Source organism: Streptomyces minutiscleroticus (assembly GCF_014650875.1).
GTDB lineage: Bacteria > Actinomycetota > Actinomycetes > Streptomycetales > Streptomycetaceae > Streptomyces > Streptomyces minutiscleroticus.
In genome coordinates this window covers 42,418-59,430 of the sequence record NZ_BMVU01000047.1, presented here as the reverse complement: position 1 = coordinate 59,430, position 17,013 = coordinate 42,418, and the positions used below count along the sequence as shown (strand labels likewise).

15 protein-coding genes are annotated in these 17,013 nt (G+C 75.5%); 4 read left to right on the top strand and 11 right to left on the bottom strand.

Annotation, left to right across the window (positions count from 1 at the left end):
* Window positions 1-114: 114 nt before the first annotated feature.
* The 11 genes from IE271_RS31795 to zapE all read right to left on the bottom strand — a co-directional run bounded on the left by IE271_RS31795 (window position 115) and on the right by zapE (window position 13,226).
* Window positions 115-1,875 (bottom strand): alpha/beta hydrolase, encoded by a 1,761-nt coding sequence (locus IE271_RS31795; protein ID WP_190193950.1) that lies wholly within the window; start codon window positions 1,873-1,875, stop codon window positions 115-117.
* Between the two features lie 221 nt (window positions 1,876-2,096).
* On the bottom strand, window positions 2,097-2,867 hold the full coding sequence (locus IE271_RS31790; RefSeq protein WP_190193949.1) for a TIGR04222 domain-containing membrane protein: 771 nt from the start codon (window positions 2,865-2,867) through the stop codon (window positions 2,097-2,099).
* A gap of 245 nt (window positions 2,868-3,112) precedes the next feature.
* Window positions 3,113-4,627 (bottom strand): MbnB/TglH/ChrH family RiPP precursor modification enzyme, encoded by a 1,515-nt coding sequence (locus IE271_RS31785; RefSeq protein ID WP_190193948.1) that lies wholly within the window; start codon window positions 4,625-4,627, stop codon window positions 3,113-3,115.
* A gap of 437 nt (window positions 4,628-5,064) precedes the next feature.
* Window positions 5,065-5,865, bottom strand: coding sequence for an aminoacyl-tRNA hydrolase (locus IE271_RS31780; protein ID WP_190193947.1), 801 nt, complete (start codon window positions 5,863-5,865; stop codon window positions 5,065-5,067).
* A 59-nt stretch (window positions 5,866-5,924) separates the two neighbouring features.
* Window positions 5,925-6,191 (bottom strand): hypothetical protein, encoded by a 267-nt coding sequence (locus IE271_RS31775; protein WP_190193946.1) that lies wholly within the window; start codon window positions 6,189-6,191, stop codon window positions 5,925-5,927.
* A gap of 53 nt (window positions 6,192-6,244) precedes the next feature.
* Window positions 6,245-7,111: a polysaccharide deacetylase family protein gene (locus tag IE271_RS31770; RefSeq protein WP_190193945.1), complete on the bottom strand. Its 867-nt coding sequence runs from the start codon at window positions 7,109-7,111 to the stop codon at window positions 6,245-6,247.
* Between the two features lie 179 nt (window positions 7,112-7,290).
* Window positions 7,291-8,652, bottom strand: a complete 1,362-nt coding sequence (locus tag IE271_RS31765) for a PhoX family protein (RefSeq protein WP_190193944.1) — start codon at window positions 8,650-8,652, stop codon at window positions 7,291-7,293.
* Window positions 8,653-8,964: 312 nt separating this feature from the next.
* A complete protein-coding gene (locus IE271_RS31760; protein WP_190193954.1) occupies window positions 8,965-10,413 on the bottom strand; it encodes a SulP family inorganic anion transporter in 1,449 nt (482 codons plus the stop codon).
* A gap of 8 nt (window positions 10,414-10,421) precedes the next feature.
* The gene (locus IE271_RS31755; RefSeq protein ID WP_190193943.1) at window positions 10,422-11,012 is read right to left on the bottom strand and encodes a carbonic anhydrase; all 591 of its coding nucleotides are present in this window, start codon (window positions 11,010-11,012) and stop codon (window positions 10,422-10,424) included.
* 151 nt (window positions 11,013-11,163) lie between these two features.
* Window positions 11,164-11,556 (bottom strand): hypothetical protein, encoded by a 393-nt coding sequence (locus IE271_RS31750; RefSeq protein ID WP_190193942.1) that lies wholly within the window; start codon window positions 11,554-11,556, stop codon window positions 11,164-11,166.
* A gap of 566 nt (window positions 11,557-12,122) precedes the next feature.
* Entirely contained in the window at window positions 12,123-13,226 is a 1,104-nt protein-coding gene (gene zapE / locus IE271_RS31745; protein ID WP_190193941.1) for a cell division protein ZapE, read from the bottom strand.
* A 35-nt stretch (window positions 13,227-13,261) separates the two neighbouring features.
* Between zapE and IE271_RS31740 the strand changes: the two genes are divergently transcribed.
* The 4 genes from IE271_RS31740 (at window position 13,262) to msrB (ending at window position 16,904) form a co-directional block, all read left to right on the top strand.
* Window positions 13,262-14,074 (top strand): pyrimidine reductase family protein, encoded by an 813-nt coding sequence (locus tag IE271_RS31740; RefSeq protein ID WP_190193940.1) that lies wholly within the window; start codon window positions 13,262-13,264, stop codon window positions 14,072-14,074.
* 311 nt (window positions 14,075-14,385) lie between these two features.
* The gene (locus tag IE271_RS31735) at window positions 14,386-14,841 is read left to right on the top strand and encodes an indole-3-glycerol phosphate synthase (RefSeq protein ID WP_190193939.1); all 456 of its coding nucleotides are present in this window, start codon (window positions 14,386-14,388) and stop codon (window positions 14,839-14,841) included.
* A gap of 217 nt (window positions 14,842-15,058) precedes the next feature.
* Entirely contained in the window at window positions 15,059-16,462 is a 1,404-nt protein-coding gene (murC, locus tag IE271_RS31730; protein WP_190193938.1) for a UDP-N-acetylmuramate--L-alanine ligase, read from the top strand.
* Window positions 16,463-16,496: 34 nt separating this feature from the next.
* Entirely contained in the window at window positions 16,497-16,904 is a 408-nt protein-coding gene (gene msrB / locus IE271_RS31725; protein ID WP_190193953.1) for a peptide-methionine (R)-S-oxide reductase MsrB, read from the top strand.
* Window positions 16,905-17,013: the final 109 nt, after the last annotated feature.

Sequence of the window (17,013 nt, the reverse complement as noted above, 5' to 3'; positions counted from 1 at the left end):
TCCACCAGGGACTTCGCTGGTCGATCTGGCGGCGTGCGCATCAGGCGGAGGCACGACGGCGCCATTTCCGAAGGCGGCTACGGCTCCAAATGATCAAAATCTAGCCCTGTAGTACTAGGCGGGGCCGTGCCGCACGGCTCCGCCGGCCGCTCCCTGCCGCGCGCGTCCGTCCCGGGCGGCCGGCTCCGGCTCCGCGCGCGCCGCGCAGTCGGCCCGCCGCGCCGGGAGCCCGCCCTCCAGCAGATACGCCTCCAGGTGGGCGTTGACGCAGGCGTTGGCCCCGCCCCCGGTGCCGTGGGTTCCCGCGTCCCGCTCGGTCACCAGCACCGAGCCCGCCAGCCGCCGCCACAGCTCCAGCGCCCCCTCGTACGGCGCCGCCGCGTCCCGCTCGGCCGCCAGGATCAGCGTCGGCGGCAGCTGCCCCGGCCGCGTGCCCACGTCGAGCGGCCGCCGCCGGGCCACCGGCCAGTACGCGCAGGGCAGGTTCGCCCACACGTTGTCCCAGGTCTCGAACGGGGCCACGCGCGCGAGCCGGGTGTTGTCCCGGTCCCAGACCCGCCAGTCCGCCGGCCAGGGCGCGTCGTTGCACTCGACGGCCGTGTAGACCGCGCTGCCGTTCTCCTGCCCGGCCTCCGCCCCGGGGTGCGGGCCCGCCAGCCGGAGGAGCGGCTTCTCGTCGCCGTGCAGGTAGGCGGAGAGCGCCTCGGCGCGCGAGGGCCAGTGACTGTCGTAGTAGGCCGCCTGGAGCAGCGCGTCGTGCAGCTGCCCGGGGCCCACCGTGCCGCCCGCGGGCTTCGCGGCCAGCCGCGCGCCGGCCCGCTCGTAGGCCGCCTGCACCTCCCCGGGGGTGCGGCCCAGGCGGTAGGCCCGGTCGTGCCGGGCGACCCAGGAGCGGAAGTCCGCCCAGCGCCGCTCGAAGGCGAGGGACTGCCCGAGGTTGTTCCGGTACCAGATCCGCTCCGGGTCCGGGTTCACCGGGGCGTCGAACACCATCCGCCGTACGTGCCCGGGGAACAGCGTCGCGTACAGGCCGCCCAGGTAGGTGCCGTACGAGGCGCCCATGAAGGTCAGCCGCCGCTCGCCGAGCGCGGCGCGCAGCACCTCCAGGTCCCGGGCGTTGTTCAGCGAGGTGTAGTGCCGCAGGGCGTCGCCCGCACGCTCCGCGCAGCCCCGCGCGTACGCCTCGGCCCGCGCGATCCGCTCCCGCTTGTACGCCTCCGAGGGGTGCTCCGGCGCCGGCTCGGGCTTCGTCCCGAGCGACCGCGGGTCGCGGCAGGACAGGGGCGCGGAGCGGCCGACGCCGCGCGGGGCGTAGCCGACCAGGTCGTACGCGGCGGCGATGCGCTTCCACTTCGGCAGGGTGCCGACCATCGGGAAGGACAGGCCGGAGGCGCCGGGCCCGCCGGGGTTGTAGACGAGGGAGCCCTGCCGGGCGACCTTCCCGGAGGAGCCCCGGGCCGTTCCGGGCCCCTCCGCCGTTCCGGGGCCCTTCGCTTTCCCGGGTCCCTCCGTCTTTCCGGGCTTCCCGGCGCCGGTCCCGCCCGTGGCCCGGACCCGGCTGACGGCCAGTCCGATCCGCTCGCCGTCCGGGTGCGCGTAGTCCAGCGGCACCGTCACCGTGCCGCACCGGAAGGTGCCGGGGACGTCCCGGCCCTCCGGGCAGGGGCCGAACCGGATGCCCTCGGCGGCGGCCCGCCCGGCGGCGACGGCGGTGCCGAGCGCCTCGGCGCGGCCCGCGGCCGCGGAGGTCGCGGCCGGGGAGCCGGCGACCGGGGAAGGTGCGTCCCCGGCCGGCGCACCGGTCGCGGGGACGGCGGCCAGGGCGGCCAGGACCAGGGAGGCGGCGGTTCCGCGGACGGCGACGGCGGCTCTCATCGCGTGGTGGTGTCCCTTCGGTGCGCGGTGGCGACCAGAGGGATGCTCGGGCGGCGGACCGGGCTTGTAAAGCACCGTGCGGCCGGTGTCGGCGCGGTGAACACCAGTGCGCGGGCCGGCGCCTGCCGGGCGGGGGTCCGGGCGGGGGTCCGGGCGGGGGTCCGGGCGGGGCCGGGAAGGGCGGAGGCGGCGGGGGAGGAGGAGAGGCCGGAGCCGGCCGCTCAGTCCCGCTGGTCGCGGTGGGCGAAGGCGGCGCGCAGGTCCGGCTCGCCGATCGCGCGGACGCCGTGCAGGGCCACCGACGCGAGGTACGCGCGGTCGTCGCCGCCGGCCCGCGCGAGCCGCGGCAGGGCGCCGAGCAGCCGCTGCCCGGCCGGCGAGGCCCAGCGGGTGTAGGGGTGCGCCTCGACGCGGGCGATCGCCAGGCAGCTCAGGGCCAGGACGAGCGGGAGCGCGAACCACAGGGCGATCGGGCCCTGCGTGTCGTTGGCCTGATGGGGCATCAGCAGTGCGAGGACGCCCAGGCCCGCCACGGCCACGGCCGCCGCGCGCACCTGCCGGACGGCGCCCGCGACCGTCGTGCGGGCGCCGTCCGGGACGGCGAGGCCCGCGGCGACGAGCCGGTCGGCCAGCGCGCGCACCGCGTCCGCGGTGGCCGCGGCCGTCCGCACCGGCGCGATCCGCGACTGCCCCCCGGGCCCTATCGCCCCCAGTACCGAGCGCTCCATGTCGTCCCGGCCGCGCGGGTCCACCACGGTCGCCCAGCCCGTGTGCGCGAGCAGCAGCCGGCGCTGCCGCGCCATCGCGACGAGCGTCAGGTCCGCGACCCGGGCGGGGCCGCCGGACAGGAACGCCGCCTCGTAGAGCGTGAGATCGCGGGGGCCGGCCGCCCGTCTGCCGGCGGCCGCGGCGCGCACCGCGGCGAGACACAGACGCGTACAGGCCGTACCGGCCACGGCCCAGGCCAGAAGCAGGAGAACCACCCAGAGCATGTCCGTGTTGTATGCGACACCACGCGCGTGCGCCACGGTTCGTCCACGATGCGGACGAAGTGTTGCGAGTACGTGACGTGCCGGTGGACGGCCGCCGTGCGCGGTGCGTCGTCCCTGGTCACCTGCTGCTCAGAGGGCATCGGCCGACTCGTCCGTCACGGCCGGCGGCCGGGACCGCCGGCCGCCGCGGTCCCGCCGGGCGGCCCCGACCCTGGTGGCGCGGGGTGCAGCCCCGGCCGGGCGCCTCAGCGGCGGAGCAGGGTCCGGCGCGCGGCCCGGGCGAACCGTGCGGCCGGGCGCCGGGACAGCGGGGCGGGCCCGGAACGCTCCCGCCACCACGCGTCCAGCCGGCGCCGCACCCTCGCGTCCTCGATCCGCCCCGCGCCCCCGGCGCCGTTCCCCTCCTCGTCGCCGAACAGGAGCCGTTCGGCGAAGGTCAGGGCGTCGCGCCGGTAGCCGCCGGTCATCGGGTGGCTCTGCGCGTACGCGAGGAAGGCCGGCCGGTAGGCGTCCGCGAGGATCTCCGGCAGCTCCGGGGCGACCTTGGCCACGACGTCGGCCCGCTTGCCGGCCAGCGCGCGGGCCTGTACGCGCAGGCGCGCCCGGTCGAAGCCCTCGGGGGCGGGCGCCCCGGCGACCAGCGCGGACAGCAGCGCGGCCTGCGCCAGCCCGAGCCGCTGCCGCGCGGCGGCGGTACCGGCGTCGCCGCCGGCCCCGGACGCACCGGCCGGGCCGCCGTCGGCGGCGGACGTGCCCGCCGGGCCGCCGTCGGCGGCGGGGGACGGACCTGCCTGGTCGTCGCCGGTCACGGGACGCGGAGCCGTCGGGGCGGTGGCCGGCGGCCCGCCCGCCCTGAGGGGCGCCGGTGCGGCGCTGCCGGTCGCGTCGGCGCGGCCGGTCCCCTCGGGACGTGCCCCCGCCAGCGTCTCCCGGATGGCGTTCAGTTCGCCCTCCAGCTCCCGGGGGGAGGGGAAGTTCTCGTCGCGTTCCAGGAGCACGCCGGGCGGGGTCGCCCGGGAGGCCAGGTCCGCGAGGATGCCGAGGACCTGGGGCGGCACCGGGTGGGCGTGGCTGTCGTGCCAGACACCGTCGCGCTCGAAGCCGCCCGCGACGTGGACGTAGGCGATGGCCTCCACGGGGAGTTCGTCGAGCGCCTTCGCGGGGTCCTCGCCGCGGTTGACGTGGTTGGTGTGCAGGTTGGCGACGTCGATGAGCAGCCGTACGCCGGTGCGGTCCACCAGGTCGTACAGGAACTGGCCCTCGGTCATCTCCTCGTCGGGCCACGAGAACAGGGCCGCGATGTTCTCCACCGCGAGCGGCACCGGCAGCGCGTCCTGCGCGACGCGGACGTTCGCGCACAGGACGTCCAGCGCGTCCCGGGTGCGCGGGACGGGCAGCAGGTGGCCCGCCTCCAGCGGCCCGGAGGCGGTGAGCGGGCCGCCCGCGCGTACGAACGCGATGTGCTCGGTGACCAGCGGGGACCCCAGCGCCTCGGCCCGCTCGGCCAGGGCGGCGAGCCGGCCCGCGTCGGGGCGGTCCGCGCCGCCGAGGCCCAGCGACACCCCGTGCGGCACCACCGTGACGCCGCGCTCGCGCAGCCGCAGCAGCGACTCGGGGAGGTGCCCGGGGCACACGTTCTCCGCCACGGCCTCGACCCAGTCGACGCCGGGCATCCGCTCGACCGCCTCGGCGATCTCCGGCCGCCAGCCGATCCCCGTCCCCAGCCGGACGGACCGGTCCGAGGTGTGCGTGTTCCGCATCGTCCCCTCCTTCCGCGCGGCGGTTCCCCCGCCCGCCGCGTGACGGTGTCATCGCCGGTCCGCCGCGCGCCGAACCCACTGCCCGGGACCTTCAGAGCAACATCTGAGGTTCCCGCGGCCCGCTGCGCACCGTGCGCCTCCTGCTCGCCGCTTCCCGGACCCCGCTCACCGCGACGGGGCGGCCGGGTCCCCGCCGGGCCCGGGACGGTCGGTGGCGACCGGGGCCGCGATGGCGAGGGCCGAACCGTCGGCACGCCGCCGCACACGGACCTCCCGGGGAGAACGGACCGCCGCCGGGCCCGGACGACACCGCCGGACCGCCGCCGGAAGATACGCACCCGGCGGCGGTGATGTTCAAACGGCCCGGCCGGAGGCGCGCCCTGGCACGGCACGGGCCGGAGAGGCCGCGCGCCCGGTCCGTCCGCCCGGCCCGGCGGTCAGGCGGCCGCGCCGCGGCGCAGGGCGGGGTGGTCGGCGACCACCGTGCAGGAACCCGGGGCGATCTCGGTGAAGCCCGCGTCGCGGACCACCGGCAGGCCGCTCGCCACCAGCTCGGCCCACCGGCCGGGCTCGGCGGTGCGCACCGCGAGCGGGAAGCCCGCCGCGCGCCAGGCCGCGCGCTCCTCGTCGGACAGCTCCCACCACGCCAGCTGGGCGCCGTGCCCCGCCTGCGCCATGGCCTTGCCCGCCGACATGTCGAGGTCGGGGCTCAGCCAGAGCACCGGCGCGGCCGGGTCGGCGGGCGCGGGCGGCTCCGGGTCGTCGAGGTCGGTGCCGGAGACCTGGAGCCGGGCCAGGTCCTTGGGCCAGCCGTCCAGCGGGACCGGCGGGAAGACCCGCACCTCGGCGGCGTTCTCCGCGCTCCCGGTGACCGTGATGCCGGGCAGGGCCTCCGCGCGCCGCCACTCGGCGCCGCGCGCCCGCCGCACCACCTTGCGGATGCGCGCGTCCTGCCAGTCGCGCATCGCCCGCGCCCACTCGCCCTCGCCCAGCGACCGCTCGTCGCTCAGGACGACCAGGACGGCCCGGGCTGCCGTCTCCAGCGCGTCCGTGCGCGCCGGGGGAGCGGCCCGCTCGATCCGTACGACCAGCGGCAGCACGAACTGCGGCGCCTCGTCGCGCGCGGTGCGCCCGTCGCGGAACGGGCTGTCCTGGGAGGGGCCGTCCTGGGAGGGGCCGTCGCCGGGGGCGGAAGCGGCGCCGGGGGCGTCGACGGCGGGAGTCTGCTCGCTGCTCACCCCTCCAGTCTGCCAGTCGCAAGATCGGTCCGGTCCGCCGCCCGGAGCGCCCGGTCCCCTCACCCGGAGCAGGCGCTGCGCTGGGCCTCCTGCCACGCGCAGGCCGGGCACAGCGTGATGCCCTTGTACGACTCCGGGTACTCGGTGGGCTCGCGGCACAGCACGCACTCGGCGTGGGGCGGCCCGTCGTCCTCCGCCGCCCGGACGGCGCGGGGGGACCCCCACGGCGGCGCCGGGACGCCGGCGGTGCCGCAGTAGTCGTGGTCGCCGCGGGCGTCGCGTCCACCGCGCTCGTCGTGGTCGCGGGTGTCGTGCTCCTCGCTCATGTCTCCAGCGTAGATCCGCCGCCGCGGTACCGGCCGCCGGGCGGAACGGGGCCTCACGACGCCGTGTGACGGCCCCGGCGGTCCCGTCGGTCCCGGTCCGCCGCCCCGATCAGCTCGGACACCTTCACGAACCGGTACCCGCGCTCGCGCAGCTCGGGCACGACCGTCCGCACGGCGCGCTCGGTGGCGGGCGCGGCGCTGCGCGTGCAGTGCATGACGACGACCGAGCCGGGGCGCACCCCGTCCAGCACCTGTTGGGCCACCGCGTCGGCGTCCTTCGCGAACGCGTCCCCGCTGACCACGTCCCACTGCACGGCGGTCACGCCCGCCGTGCCCAGCCTCCGCAGCGCCCGCCGGTCGTAGCAGCCGCCGGGGAAGCGGAAGTACGGCATCGCGTGCTCGACGCCCGCCGCGCGGAAGGCGGCGAAGGCCCGCTCCACCTCCGAGCGCATCCGTCTCCCCGGCACGGTCGGCAGCCCGTGGCAGTCGGCGGTGAAGGCGTAATGGCTGTACGAGTGGTTGGCGACCTCGAAGAGCGGGTCGCGGCCGATGGCGCGGGCCTGCTCCGGGTACTCCTCGGCCCACCGGCCGGTCATGAACACGGTCGAGGCGACCTTCAGCCGCCGCAGGGTCGCGACGAGCCGCGGGTTGTCGAAGCGCTCGCCGGCCGCGGCCCGTGCCCCCTGGCCGGCGGTCATGTCGGCGTCGAAGGTGAGCGCGACGGCCTTCTCCCGGCGGGGGCCGTGGGCGAAGACGGGGGCGAGGCCGGTGGGGCCGGGCGCGAGCGAGGGCGCCGGGCCCGCGGCGGTGGCGCGCCGCTCCGGCCGCTGGGCGGGGGCGGTGGTGCCGTGGCCGCCGCACGCGGCGACCGCGGCACCGAGGAGGCAGGCGGCGGTGACTCTTCGGACGAGACTGTTCACCGAGTGACATTAACCGGACGAAAAGGGATATCCGGGCAGGTCGCGGCTCCGGTGTCGCCCGGCTCCCGTCCTGCCCGCCGTCCCGCCCCCGGCCTCGATCCGCCCCCCCGCCGCGGCCGGGTCCCGCCTCCGTTCGTCCGTCCGTGCCGGTCCCTCGTCCGTGCCGGTCTCCCGGCCGGCTACCTCCGCCAGGGGCCCGTCACCGCGAACGTCGTGCCGGGCTTGTAGCAGTTCACGAACATCGTGTGGCCGTCCGGCGAGAACGTGACGCCCGCGAACTCACCCCACTCCGGGGCCTCCTCGGTGCCGAGGTTCTGCCGGCCGCGGGCCATCGCGTACACCTCGCCGCGCCGGGTCACGCCGAAGACGTGCTGGGCGCCGTTGCCGTCCTCGCAGACCATCAGGCCGCCGCTGGGGGCGAGGCAGATGTTGTCGGGGGACTCGCCGGGCAGTTGCACGTCGGTGTCGGGGCCGAAGACGATCACCAGGGTCAGCCGGCGCCGCCGCGGGTCGTAGCGCCAGATCTGGCCGTAGTGGTCGGCGGCCGAGCCCTCCGCGCTGCGGGCGAAGGAGGAGACGAAGTACACGCACGAGCCGCCCCAGTAGCAGCCCTCCAGCTTCTGCGCGTGCGTGATGCCCTTCGGGCCGAAGTCCTGGAGGCGGATGGGGGTCCCGGCGGCCAGCGGGTCCGGTACGTCCACCCACTCGACGCCCTCGAAGGACGCGCCGGTCTCCTGGATCGAGGACAGGTCGGGCACGTCCGGGACGCGCATGGCCTGCAGCCGGCCGCCCGCCCGCAGCGAACCGGGCCCGCCCCCGGGGCGTTCGGGCAGGAAGCGGTAGAAGAGGCCGAAGGGCCGCTCGAAGGCGTCCTCGGTCTCGTAGACGACGCCGCGCTCGGGGTCGACGGCGATCGCCTCGTGCTGGAAGCGCCCCATCGCGGTCAGCGGTACGGCGCCGCTGCGGCGCGGGTCGACGGGGTCCACCTCGAAGATGAAGCCGTGGTCCTTGGTGTAGCCGTTCGTGCCGGCCTTGTCCTCGGTCTCCTCGCAGGTCAGCCAGGTACCCCACGGGGTGGGGCCGCCCGCGCAGTTGACGGCCGTACCGGCGATCGCGACCCGCTCCCCGAGGACCCTGTTGCGCCCGTCGAGCGTCAGGGCCGTACAGCCGCCCTTGCCCGCCGGGTCGTAGGTGAGGCCCTCGACGGCCGGGACGGGGATCTTCGCGGTGTTGCGGTTCTCGTGGTTGCGCACCAGGTGGACGCGGCCGTGTCTGCCGGCGAAGGCCGCCATGCCGTCGTGGTTGCTCGGGACCGGTCCCTCGCCGGAGCGCAGTGGGTCGCCCTCGCGGGACAGGACCGTGTAGCGGAAACCTTCCGGCAGATCGAGCAGGCCCTTCGGGTCGGTCACCAGGGGGCCGTATCCGGAGCGGCCCAGCGCGCTCGCCGTCCCGGCGAACAGCTCGGACAGGGCTCCGGTGAACGCGATGCCCACTCCCAGGGCGCCGGAGCGGGCGAGCACTTGACGTCGTGTTGTGGACATGGGGCGACCTTCCTGCTGGCGGACAGGACTGTGACCCGGCTGTGTGTATCACGCAGTGGAACTCGGGGGAACCGCGCGCGCAACGCGGCGTCCCCGTCCCCGCGCGGAAACGGGAACGCCCGCGGAGCGCATCGCTCCGCGGGCGTCCCGCGATCCCGCGGTGCTCCGACCGGTGACCGGAGGCCATCCGCGTCCGTCACACGGTCGTCCGCGCCACGGTCACACGGTCGTCCGCACGCCCGTCGCACGGTCGTCCGCACGCCGGTCGCACGGTCGTCCGTGCCACCGGCCGTACGGTCGTCCGCGCACCGGTCACACGGTCATCTTCACCGGTCCCACCTCGGAGCGGCTGTGCCGTTCCGCCCAGTTCTCCAGGGCGGTGCGGCAGGCGTGGTCCAGGTGGTGCAGGCCGGACAGGTCCAGCTCCACCGGGCGGTCCTGCGGCAGGGCCTCCAGGCTGTCCAGGATCTTCGGCAGCCGCAGGAAGGTGGCGTTGCCCGACAGGTGGGCCGTGATCGGGCCGGTACCCTCGTCGGTGACGTCCAGGCGGACGTGCGAGGCATCCCAGGCGGTCTTGACCACCGACAGGGCCAGACCGATCAGGACGCCCTCGAACATGTTGACCGCGACGATGGACACGGCCGTGACGACCAGGATCAGCGCCTCGCCCCGGTGCTCGCGCCACAGCTTGGCGATCGAGCGCAGCGGGATGAGCTTCCAGCCCGCGTGCACCAGGATGCCGGCCAGCGCCGGCAGCGGGATCAGTGCCAGCGCGCTCGGCAGCAGCGCCGCGAACAGCAGCAGCCACACACCGTGCAGCACGCGCGAGGCCTTGGTGCGCGCGCCCGCCGCCACATTGGCCGAGCTGCGCACGATCACCGCGGTCATCGGCAGCGCGCCGAGCATCCCGGACACGGTGTTGCCCGCGCCCTGGGCCATCAGCTCCTTGTCGTACTCGGTGCGCGGACCGTCGTGCAGCCGGTCCACGGCGGCCGCGCTGAACAGGCTCTCCGCCGAGGCGATCAGCGTGAACGCCAGCACGGTCCCGATCACGCCGGGGTTCGCCAGCTCGCCGAAGGCGTCGAGGCCCGGCGGCTGGATGGAGCCGAGGAGGCCCTGCACCTCCACCTTGGCCACCGGCGGGTCCAGCAGCAGCGTGACGAGCGTGGCCAGGACGACCGCCGCGAGTGCGCCGGGGACCGCCCGCCACCTGGCCGGCAGCTTGTTCCACAGCACCATCACGGCGACCGTGCCCGCGCCGATGGCGAGGGACCACAGCGCCTCGCCGCTCCCGGCGGCCTCGACGAGCGCCCCGGGCAGGCCCGTGATCTTGTCGATGCCGGAGGCGGGCGCCTCCATGCCGGCCGCCGAGTACAGCTGCCCGGCGATGAGCACGAGGCCGATGCCGGCCAGCATGCCCTCCACGACCGAGACGGATATGGCCCGGAACCAGCGCCCCAGCCTCAGGGCGCCCATGGCGAGCTGCAGCAGGCCGGTCACCAGGACCAGCACGCCGAGCATGGCCAGGCCGTAGGACTGCACGGCCTCGAAGACGAGCACGGTCAGGCCCGCGGCCGGGCCCGAGACCTGGAGGCTGCTGCCGGGCAGCATGCCGACGACCAGGCCGCCCACGATGCCGGTGACCAGGCCGACCTCGGCCGGGACGCCGGAGGCGACGGCGACGCCCACGCACAGCGGCAGGGCGACGAGGAAGACCACGAGCGAGGCGGCGAAGTCCTGCCGCAGGTGGGGGAACCGCATCTCCCGGCTCACAGCTCGAGGAAGGAGTCGGACGGGCCGTCGTGGGCCAGTACGGAACCGGTGTGGACCTCGTAGAACCAGCCGTGCATGCGCAGCCGGCCGTCGTTCAGGCGCTGTTCGACACAGGGGTAGGAGCGCAGCCGCAGCAGCTGCGTCAGGACGTGGCTCTGCACGGCCTCGGCCACGGCCGGGTCCCCGGGGGCGCCGTCGGGGCGGGGCGCCGCGTGCGCGAGCCAGTCCCGCACGGCGGGGACGGCGGTCAGGTCGTCGCCGCGCACCAGCGCGCCGACGGCGCCGCAGTGCGAGTGGCCGCACACGACGATGTCCTGGACGCCGAGGACCTCCACGGCGTACTCGATGGTCGCGGCCTCGCCGGTGGGCTGCTGCGAACCGTAGGGGGGAACGATGTTGCCCGCGGTGCGCAGTTCGAAGAGCTCACCGGGCCGGGCCCCGGTGATCAGGGCGGGGACGACCCGGGAGTCGGAGCAGGTGATGAAGAGAACCTGCGGGGACTGGCCCTGCGCGAGGCGGGCGAATTCCTCGGGACGCTCTGTGCACTGCTTGCGGAAGGAGCGAGCGTGATCGATGAGGGGCTGCATTGTCAGTTCCTCCTGGCGCGCCTCTGGCGGCGCGTCGGTGTACGAGAACATGGCAGATGCACGGGCACGCGGACACGACTCCACGTCGACGCGCTCGGCTGACGTGGCGTGGTGTGGGGGAGTCAGGTCGGCCTGCCCGGCGAGGGGCAGCTCAGCAGCGGAACACCTGAAGTGCCGCGGGGGTGCGGTCCGTCGACGATCTCGACGGCCGATGGGCGTCGTCGTGGGCGACGAGCGCCAGGGGTACCGGCCCGCACGCCGGATCACGTGTCAGCAGCGGGCGCACCGGCGCGCCGGAGGCCGAGTCGGCCGAGGCGCGGTGCCGGTCACGGGTGCGCAGCGGGCCGTTGGGCCCCGAGTGGTGGCCGCTCTCACCGCAGTTGACGACCTCGCGCCCGGCGTCGGGCGCGGCGGAGTCCGAGGCCGAGGCCACGGGCGGCGCGTGCGCGGACGCGAAGGACGCGGTCGGGGCGAGGAGTTGCAGCGCCAGCAGGACGGCGGCGAGGAAGGGGAACAGGGTCCGGGCCGTCGTGCCGCGTCGCATGCGCCCCCCTCCGGTCGTGTCCGGTCGCTCGTCCGGCGTCACCAGTGTCGCTCATTAAGATAATGCCCTTAGGTGTTTGCAGGGTTAACTTAACGTTTCAGCCTTAAGAGAGCCTGAAGGGAGCGGTCAGTGGCGAAATTCCGCCCATCTGCGGGCATTCCCTCGCACGGGCCGCATCTCCGCGCACCGAACGCAAAGGCCCGTGTACGTAACGCTGCGCCTTTGGCATATGCACAAGCAATGGGGCGAAGGTGACCGGACGGCGGCCCGGGCCGGGCCCCGCCGCCGGGGGTTCCGTCCTCGGTGCGAACGCGGGCAGCCATGGGGAAGCCCTGCTCCGGGGCCGGCGCCGCGCGGGCTCTCCGGGCCTTGAAGCAGGGCTGTGCGCGGGTCTCCCCGGGTTCTAGTGCCGTGACCGGAAAGGTTTGCCGTGGGCTCGCGGCGTCCGGTGCGGTGCATCGCAAGGCGGAGGATCGCCCTCGTACGGGCGTACTCGGGTGGCTCCGACAACGCGGCGAGGTGCCGTGCCGGGCGTCGTGAGCCGGTGAACCCTTCCGGTCACGGCACTAGTCGCCCACCAGGCCCTTGGCGTCGCGGGCCAGGGCGGTGAGGCGGGAGATCGCGCGGAAGTACTTCTTCCGGTAACCGCCGTTGAGCATCTCCTCGCTGAACAGCCGGTCGAAGGGCAGTCCCGAGGCCAGTACCGGCACCTCGCGGTCGTACAGCCGGTCGGCGAGCACGACCAGCCGCAGGGCCGTCGACTGGTCCGGCATCGGCCGGACGTCGGTGAGGCACACGGCCGCGATCCCGTCCGTGAGCGCGCCGTAGCGGCTCGGGTGCACCCGGGCGAGGTGGTCGAGGAGGTGCGGGAAGGCGTCGAGCGAGGCGCCCGCGGTGGCGTGCGCGGCCTTCGTGACCTGCTCGTCGGTGAACGGGGCCGGCGCCTCGGGCAGCCCCCGGTGCCGGTAGTCCTCGCCGTCGATGCGCAGCGTGCGGAAGTGCGCGGACAGCCCCTGTATCTCGCGCAGGAAGTCGGCGGCCGCGAACCGGCCCTCGCCGAGCTTGCCCGGCAGCGTGTTGGACGTGGCCGCGAGCGCCACGCCCGCCTCCACCAGCCGGCCGAGGAGCGTCGACACCAGGACGGTGTCGCCCGGGTCGTCGAGCTCGAACTCGTCGATGCACAGCAGCCGGTGGCCGCTCAGGGTGCGCACCGTCTCCTGGAAGCCCAGCGCGCCGACGAGGTTGGTCAGCTCCACGAAGGTGCCGAACGCCTTCAGCTCCGGCTCGGCCGGGGTCGCGTGCCACAGCGAGGCGAGCAGGTGGGTCTTGCCGACGCCGTACCCGCCGTCGAGGTAGACGCCGCGGGGCCCGGCCGGGGCGGCCGCCTTCCTGCCGCCGCCGAGGCCGAAGAACCTCCGCTTCCCGGAGCCCGCGCCGCGGTGCGCGTCCAGCCCGGCCGCGAAACCCTCGAGGACCCCCACGGCCTCGGTCTGGCTCGGCCGGCCCGGGTCCGGGATGTACGTCGAGAAGCGGACCGAGTCGAAGCGCGGCGGCGGCACCATCTCGGCGACGAGCCGGTCCGCGGGGACGTGCGGCTCGCGGGCGCACAGCGACAGCGGGGCCGCGTCGGCTATCGGGCGGGGGCCTGAGGCGGCGGTGTGGGACGACACACCCCCATGCTAAGCGCCGTGCCACACTGCACCCCATGCGACGCCTGTTCCCTGTGACCGACGAAACAGCAGCCCAGGCCCCGAAGGGCGGTTCCGGGCCGGACGGCGCGGACCGTGCGGCGGACCGCGAGTGGAGCCTGCGCGAACTGGCCGAGGCGTACGCGTACCCCGACGGGCCGGAGCCCTGGCTGCGCGCCAACATGGTCTCCACGCTCGACGGCGCGGCCCAGCACGACGGCCGTTCCCAGCCCCTCTCCGGCGCCGCCGACATGCGGATCTTCGGCGTGCTGCGCGCGCTCGCGGACGTCGTCGTGGTCGGCGCCGAGACCGTGCGCCGGGAGGGGTACCGCCCGGCCCGCGCGCGGGAGGAGTTCGCCGGGGCGCGCGCGGCGGCCGGGCAGGGGCCCGCGCCCGCGATCGCGGTCGTCACCGCCGGTCTGGACCTGGACTTCTCACTGCCGCTGTTCACCTCGCCCCTGGTGCCCACGCTGGTCCTGACGGGGGCCGGCGCGCCGCGCGACCGGGTGGCGGCGGCCGAGGCGGCCGGGGCCGAGGTGGTGGTCGCGGGCGACGGGACCGGCGTGGACCCCGGCCGGATCACCGGCGTCCTGGCCGGCCGGGGCCTGCGCAGGCAGCTGACGGAGGGCGGCCCCCGGCTGCTGGGCCCGCTGATCGGGGCGGACGCCCTGGACGAGATGTGCCTGACGCTCTCCCCGACGCTCACGGCGGGCGACGCCCAGCGGATCGCGGGCGGGCCGCGGGTGGCCGTGCCGCAGCGGTTCGAGCTGGCGGCGCTGCTGGAGGAGGAGGGCTTCCTCTTCGGCCGGTACCGCAGGCGCCGCGCGTGACGCGGCGGCGTCCTGGGCACCCGGGACCACCGGGGTGTCGAGGACGGCCGATGCGCCCAGGACGGCCGGTGCGCTCGGGCCGGACGAGGTGCCCAGGGCGGCCGGTGCGTTCGGGCCGGACGAGGTGCTCGGGGGCGGACGAGGCGTAGCCGCGGCGGTTATGTGGAACTATCCGTTCCGTTTGGTTCCCGCCGGGCACACTGATTCTCGCTGCCTCCGCCCGGTCACGGGGCAGGATGGTTTCCGCAGGGGCCTACCCACGGCCCACGAAGGAGAGAAGGGCGCCTGGTGTCGTGTTCAGAAGCGTATTGATGATCGAGAAGGCCCTGACGTCCGCGGACGTGGAGTTCGTCACCACCCTGCACGGGGACGAGCCGGTCTCCTTCCACGTCCTGCTGCAGCCCCGCGGCGACCAGGCGGACCGGCTGCTGCGGGCCATCGACGACGTGGCGCTCGGCGAGCTCGACGAGGCGGCGCGCGAGCGCGAGCGGCCCGAGGGCGACGAGGCCGCGGCCCCGGCGCAGCGGGCCCTGCAGGTCTCCCTCGCGGCCCTGCGCGCGGCCGGGAGCGAGGCCGAGGGCCGGCTGATCGAGGACCACCCCCTGGACGCGCTGAAGGCGCTCGTCGGCGAGGTCAAGGCCGACGAGGTCATCGTGCTGACCGACCCGCACTACGTGGAGGAGTTCTTCCACCGGGACTGGGCGTCCAGGGCGCGGCACAAGGTGGGGGTGCCGGTGCTGAAACTGTTCTCCCACAGCAAGGCATAGGCTAAGGGCCCGCGCTCCGGCGGGGGCCCCGCCGACGGGCGGGGCCCGCCCGTCGGCGGGGCCCGCCCGCGTACGCCGCACCACCCCGCGGCGGACACGGCGCGGGGGCCGCCCGGACCGGCCGACGACGGGCCCGGCGACGGGGCGCCGTCCACCGGCCGCCCGCGGACGACCGGCACCCGACCACCGTTCACCTCGTACTCCTGGAGACACACGCATGGCACCCGGCCTCCCCACCGCCATGGACCGACCGCACTTCATCGGCATCGGCGGCGCCGGAATGTCGGGCATCGCCAAGATCCTCGCCCAGCGCGGGGCGAAGGTGGCCGGCAGCGACGCCAAGGAGTCCGCGACCGCCGAGGCGCTGCGCACCCTGGGGGCCACGGTGCACATCGGGCACGCGGCCGAGCACCTCGCCGACGACGCCAGCTGCGTCGTCGTCTCCTCCGCCATCCGCGCGGACAACCCGGAGCTGGCCCGCGCCGCCGAGCTGGGCATCCCGGTCGTCCACCGCTCCGACGCGCTCGCCTCCCTGATGGACGGCCTGCGGCCGATCGCGGTGGCCGGCACGCACGGCAAGACCACGACCACGTCGATGCTGGCCGTGTCCCTGTCCGAGCTGGGCCTCGCCCCGTCGTACGCGATCGGCGGCGACCTGGACGCGCCCGGCACCAACGCGCTGCACGGCGACGGCGAGATCTTCGTCGCCGAGGCCGACGAATCGGACCGCAGCTTCCACAAGTACGCGCCCGAGGTGGCGATCGTGCTCAACGTGGAGCTGGACCACCACGCGAACTACGCCTCCATGGACGAGATCCACGAGTCCTTCGAGACGTTCGCCGACCGGATCACCGAGGGCGGCACGCTGGTGGTCTCGGCCGACCACGAGGGCGCCCGCGAGTTCACGCGCCGGGTGCGCGCCCGCGCGGCCGGCCGGGACCTGCGGGTGGTGACGTACGGCGAGGCGCCGGACGCCGACGTGCGGGTCCTGTCGATCGTCCCGCAGGGCCTGCGGAGCGAGGTCACGGTGGTCCTGGACGGCGCCGAGCTGACCTTCGCGGTGTCGGTGCCCGGCCGGCACTACGCGCTCAACGCGGTGGCGGCGCTGACGGCGGGCGCGGCGCTCGGCGTCCCGGCCGCGGAGCTGGCCCCCGCCCTGGCCGCGTACACGGGCGTCAAGCGGCGCCTGCAGCTCAAGGGCGAGGCGGCGGGCGTGCAGGTGATCGACTCCTACGCGCACCACCCGACCGAGATGACCGCGGACCTGGAGGCGATGCGCGGCGCGGTGGGCGACGCGCGCATCCTGGTCGTCTTCCAGCCGCACCTGTTCTCGCGCACCCAGGAGCTGGGCGAGGAGATGGGGCAGGCGCTCGCCCTGGCCGACTCCTCGGTCGTCCTGGACATCTACCCGGCCCGCGAGGACCCGATCCCGGGGGTCACCAGCGAGCTGATCGTCGAGGCCGCCCGGGCGGCGGGCGCGGACGTGCGGGCCGTGCACGACAAGGCCGAGGTCGCGCAGGTCGTGGCGGGAATGTCCGGACCCGGCGATCTGGTTCTCACCATGGGCGCCGGCGACGTCACGGACCTCGGACCCGAGATCCTGGCCCGCCTGGCCCGGTAAGCGAAGCTGTTGGACGAGTAAGGGGTTGAGCTTGATGTCGTACGACGTCGAAAAGCCGGACGAGCAGTGGCGCGCGGAGCTGACCCCGGCGGAATACGCGGTGCTGCGCCAGGCCGCCACCGAGCCGGCGTTCACGGGTGAGTACACGGACACGAAGACCAAGGGCGTGTACTCCTGTCGCGCCTGCGGTGCCGAGCTGTTCACCTCGGACACGAAGTTCGAGTCGCACTGCGGCTGGCCGAGCTTCTACGACCCGAAGGACGCGGACACGGTCGAGCTGATCGAGGACCGCTCGCACGGCATGGTGCGCACGGAGGTGCGGTGCTCCCGGTGCGGTTCGCACCTGGGCCACGTCTTCGAGGGTGAGGGCTACCCCACCCCCACGGACCAGCGGTACTGCATCAACAGCATCTCGCTGCGGCTGACGCCCGCCGAGGGCTGAGACGGGACGGCGCGGACGGCACGAGGTGCCGTCCGCGCCGTTGGCGGGCGTGCTCGGTCCGAGTCCGCTCCGTACGTGCGCCATCGCGCGGGTGTCGCCCCGTACGCGC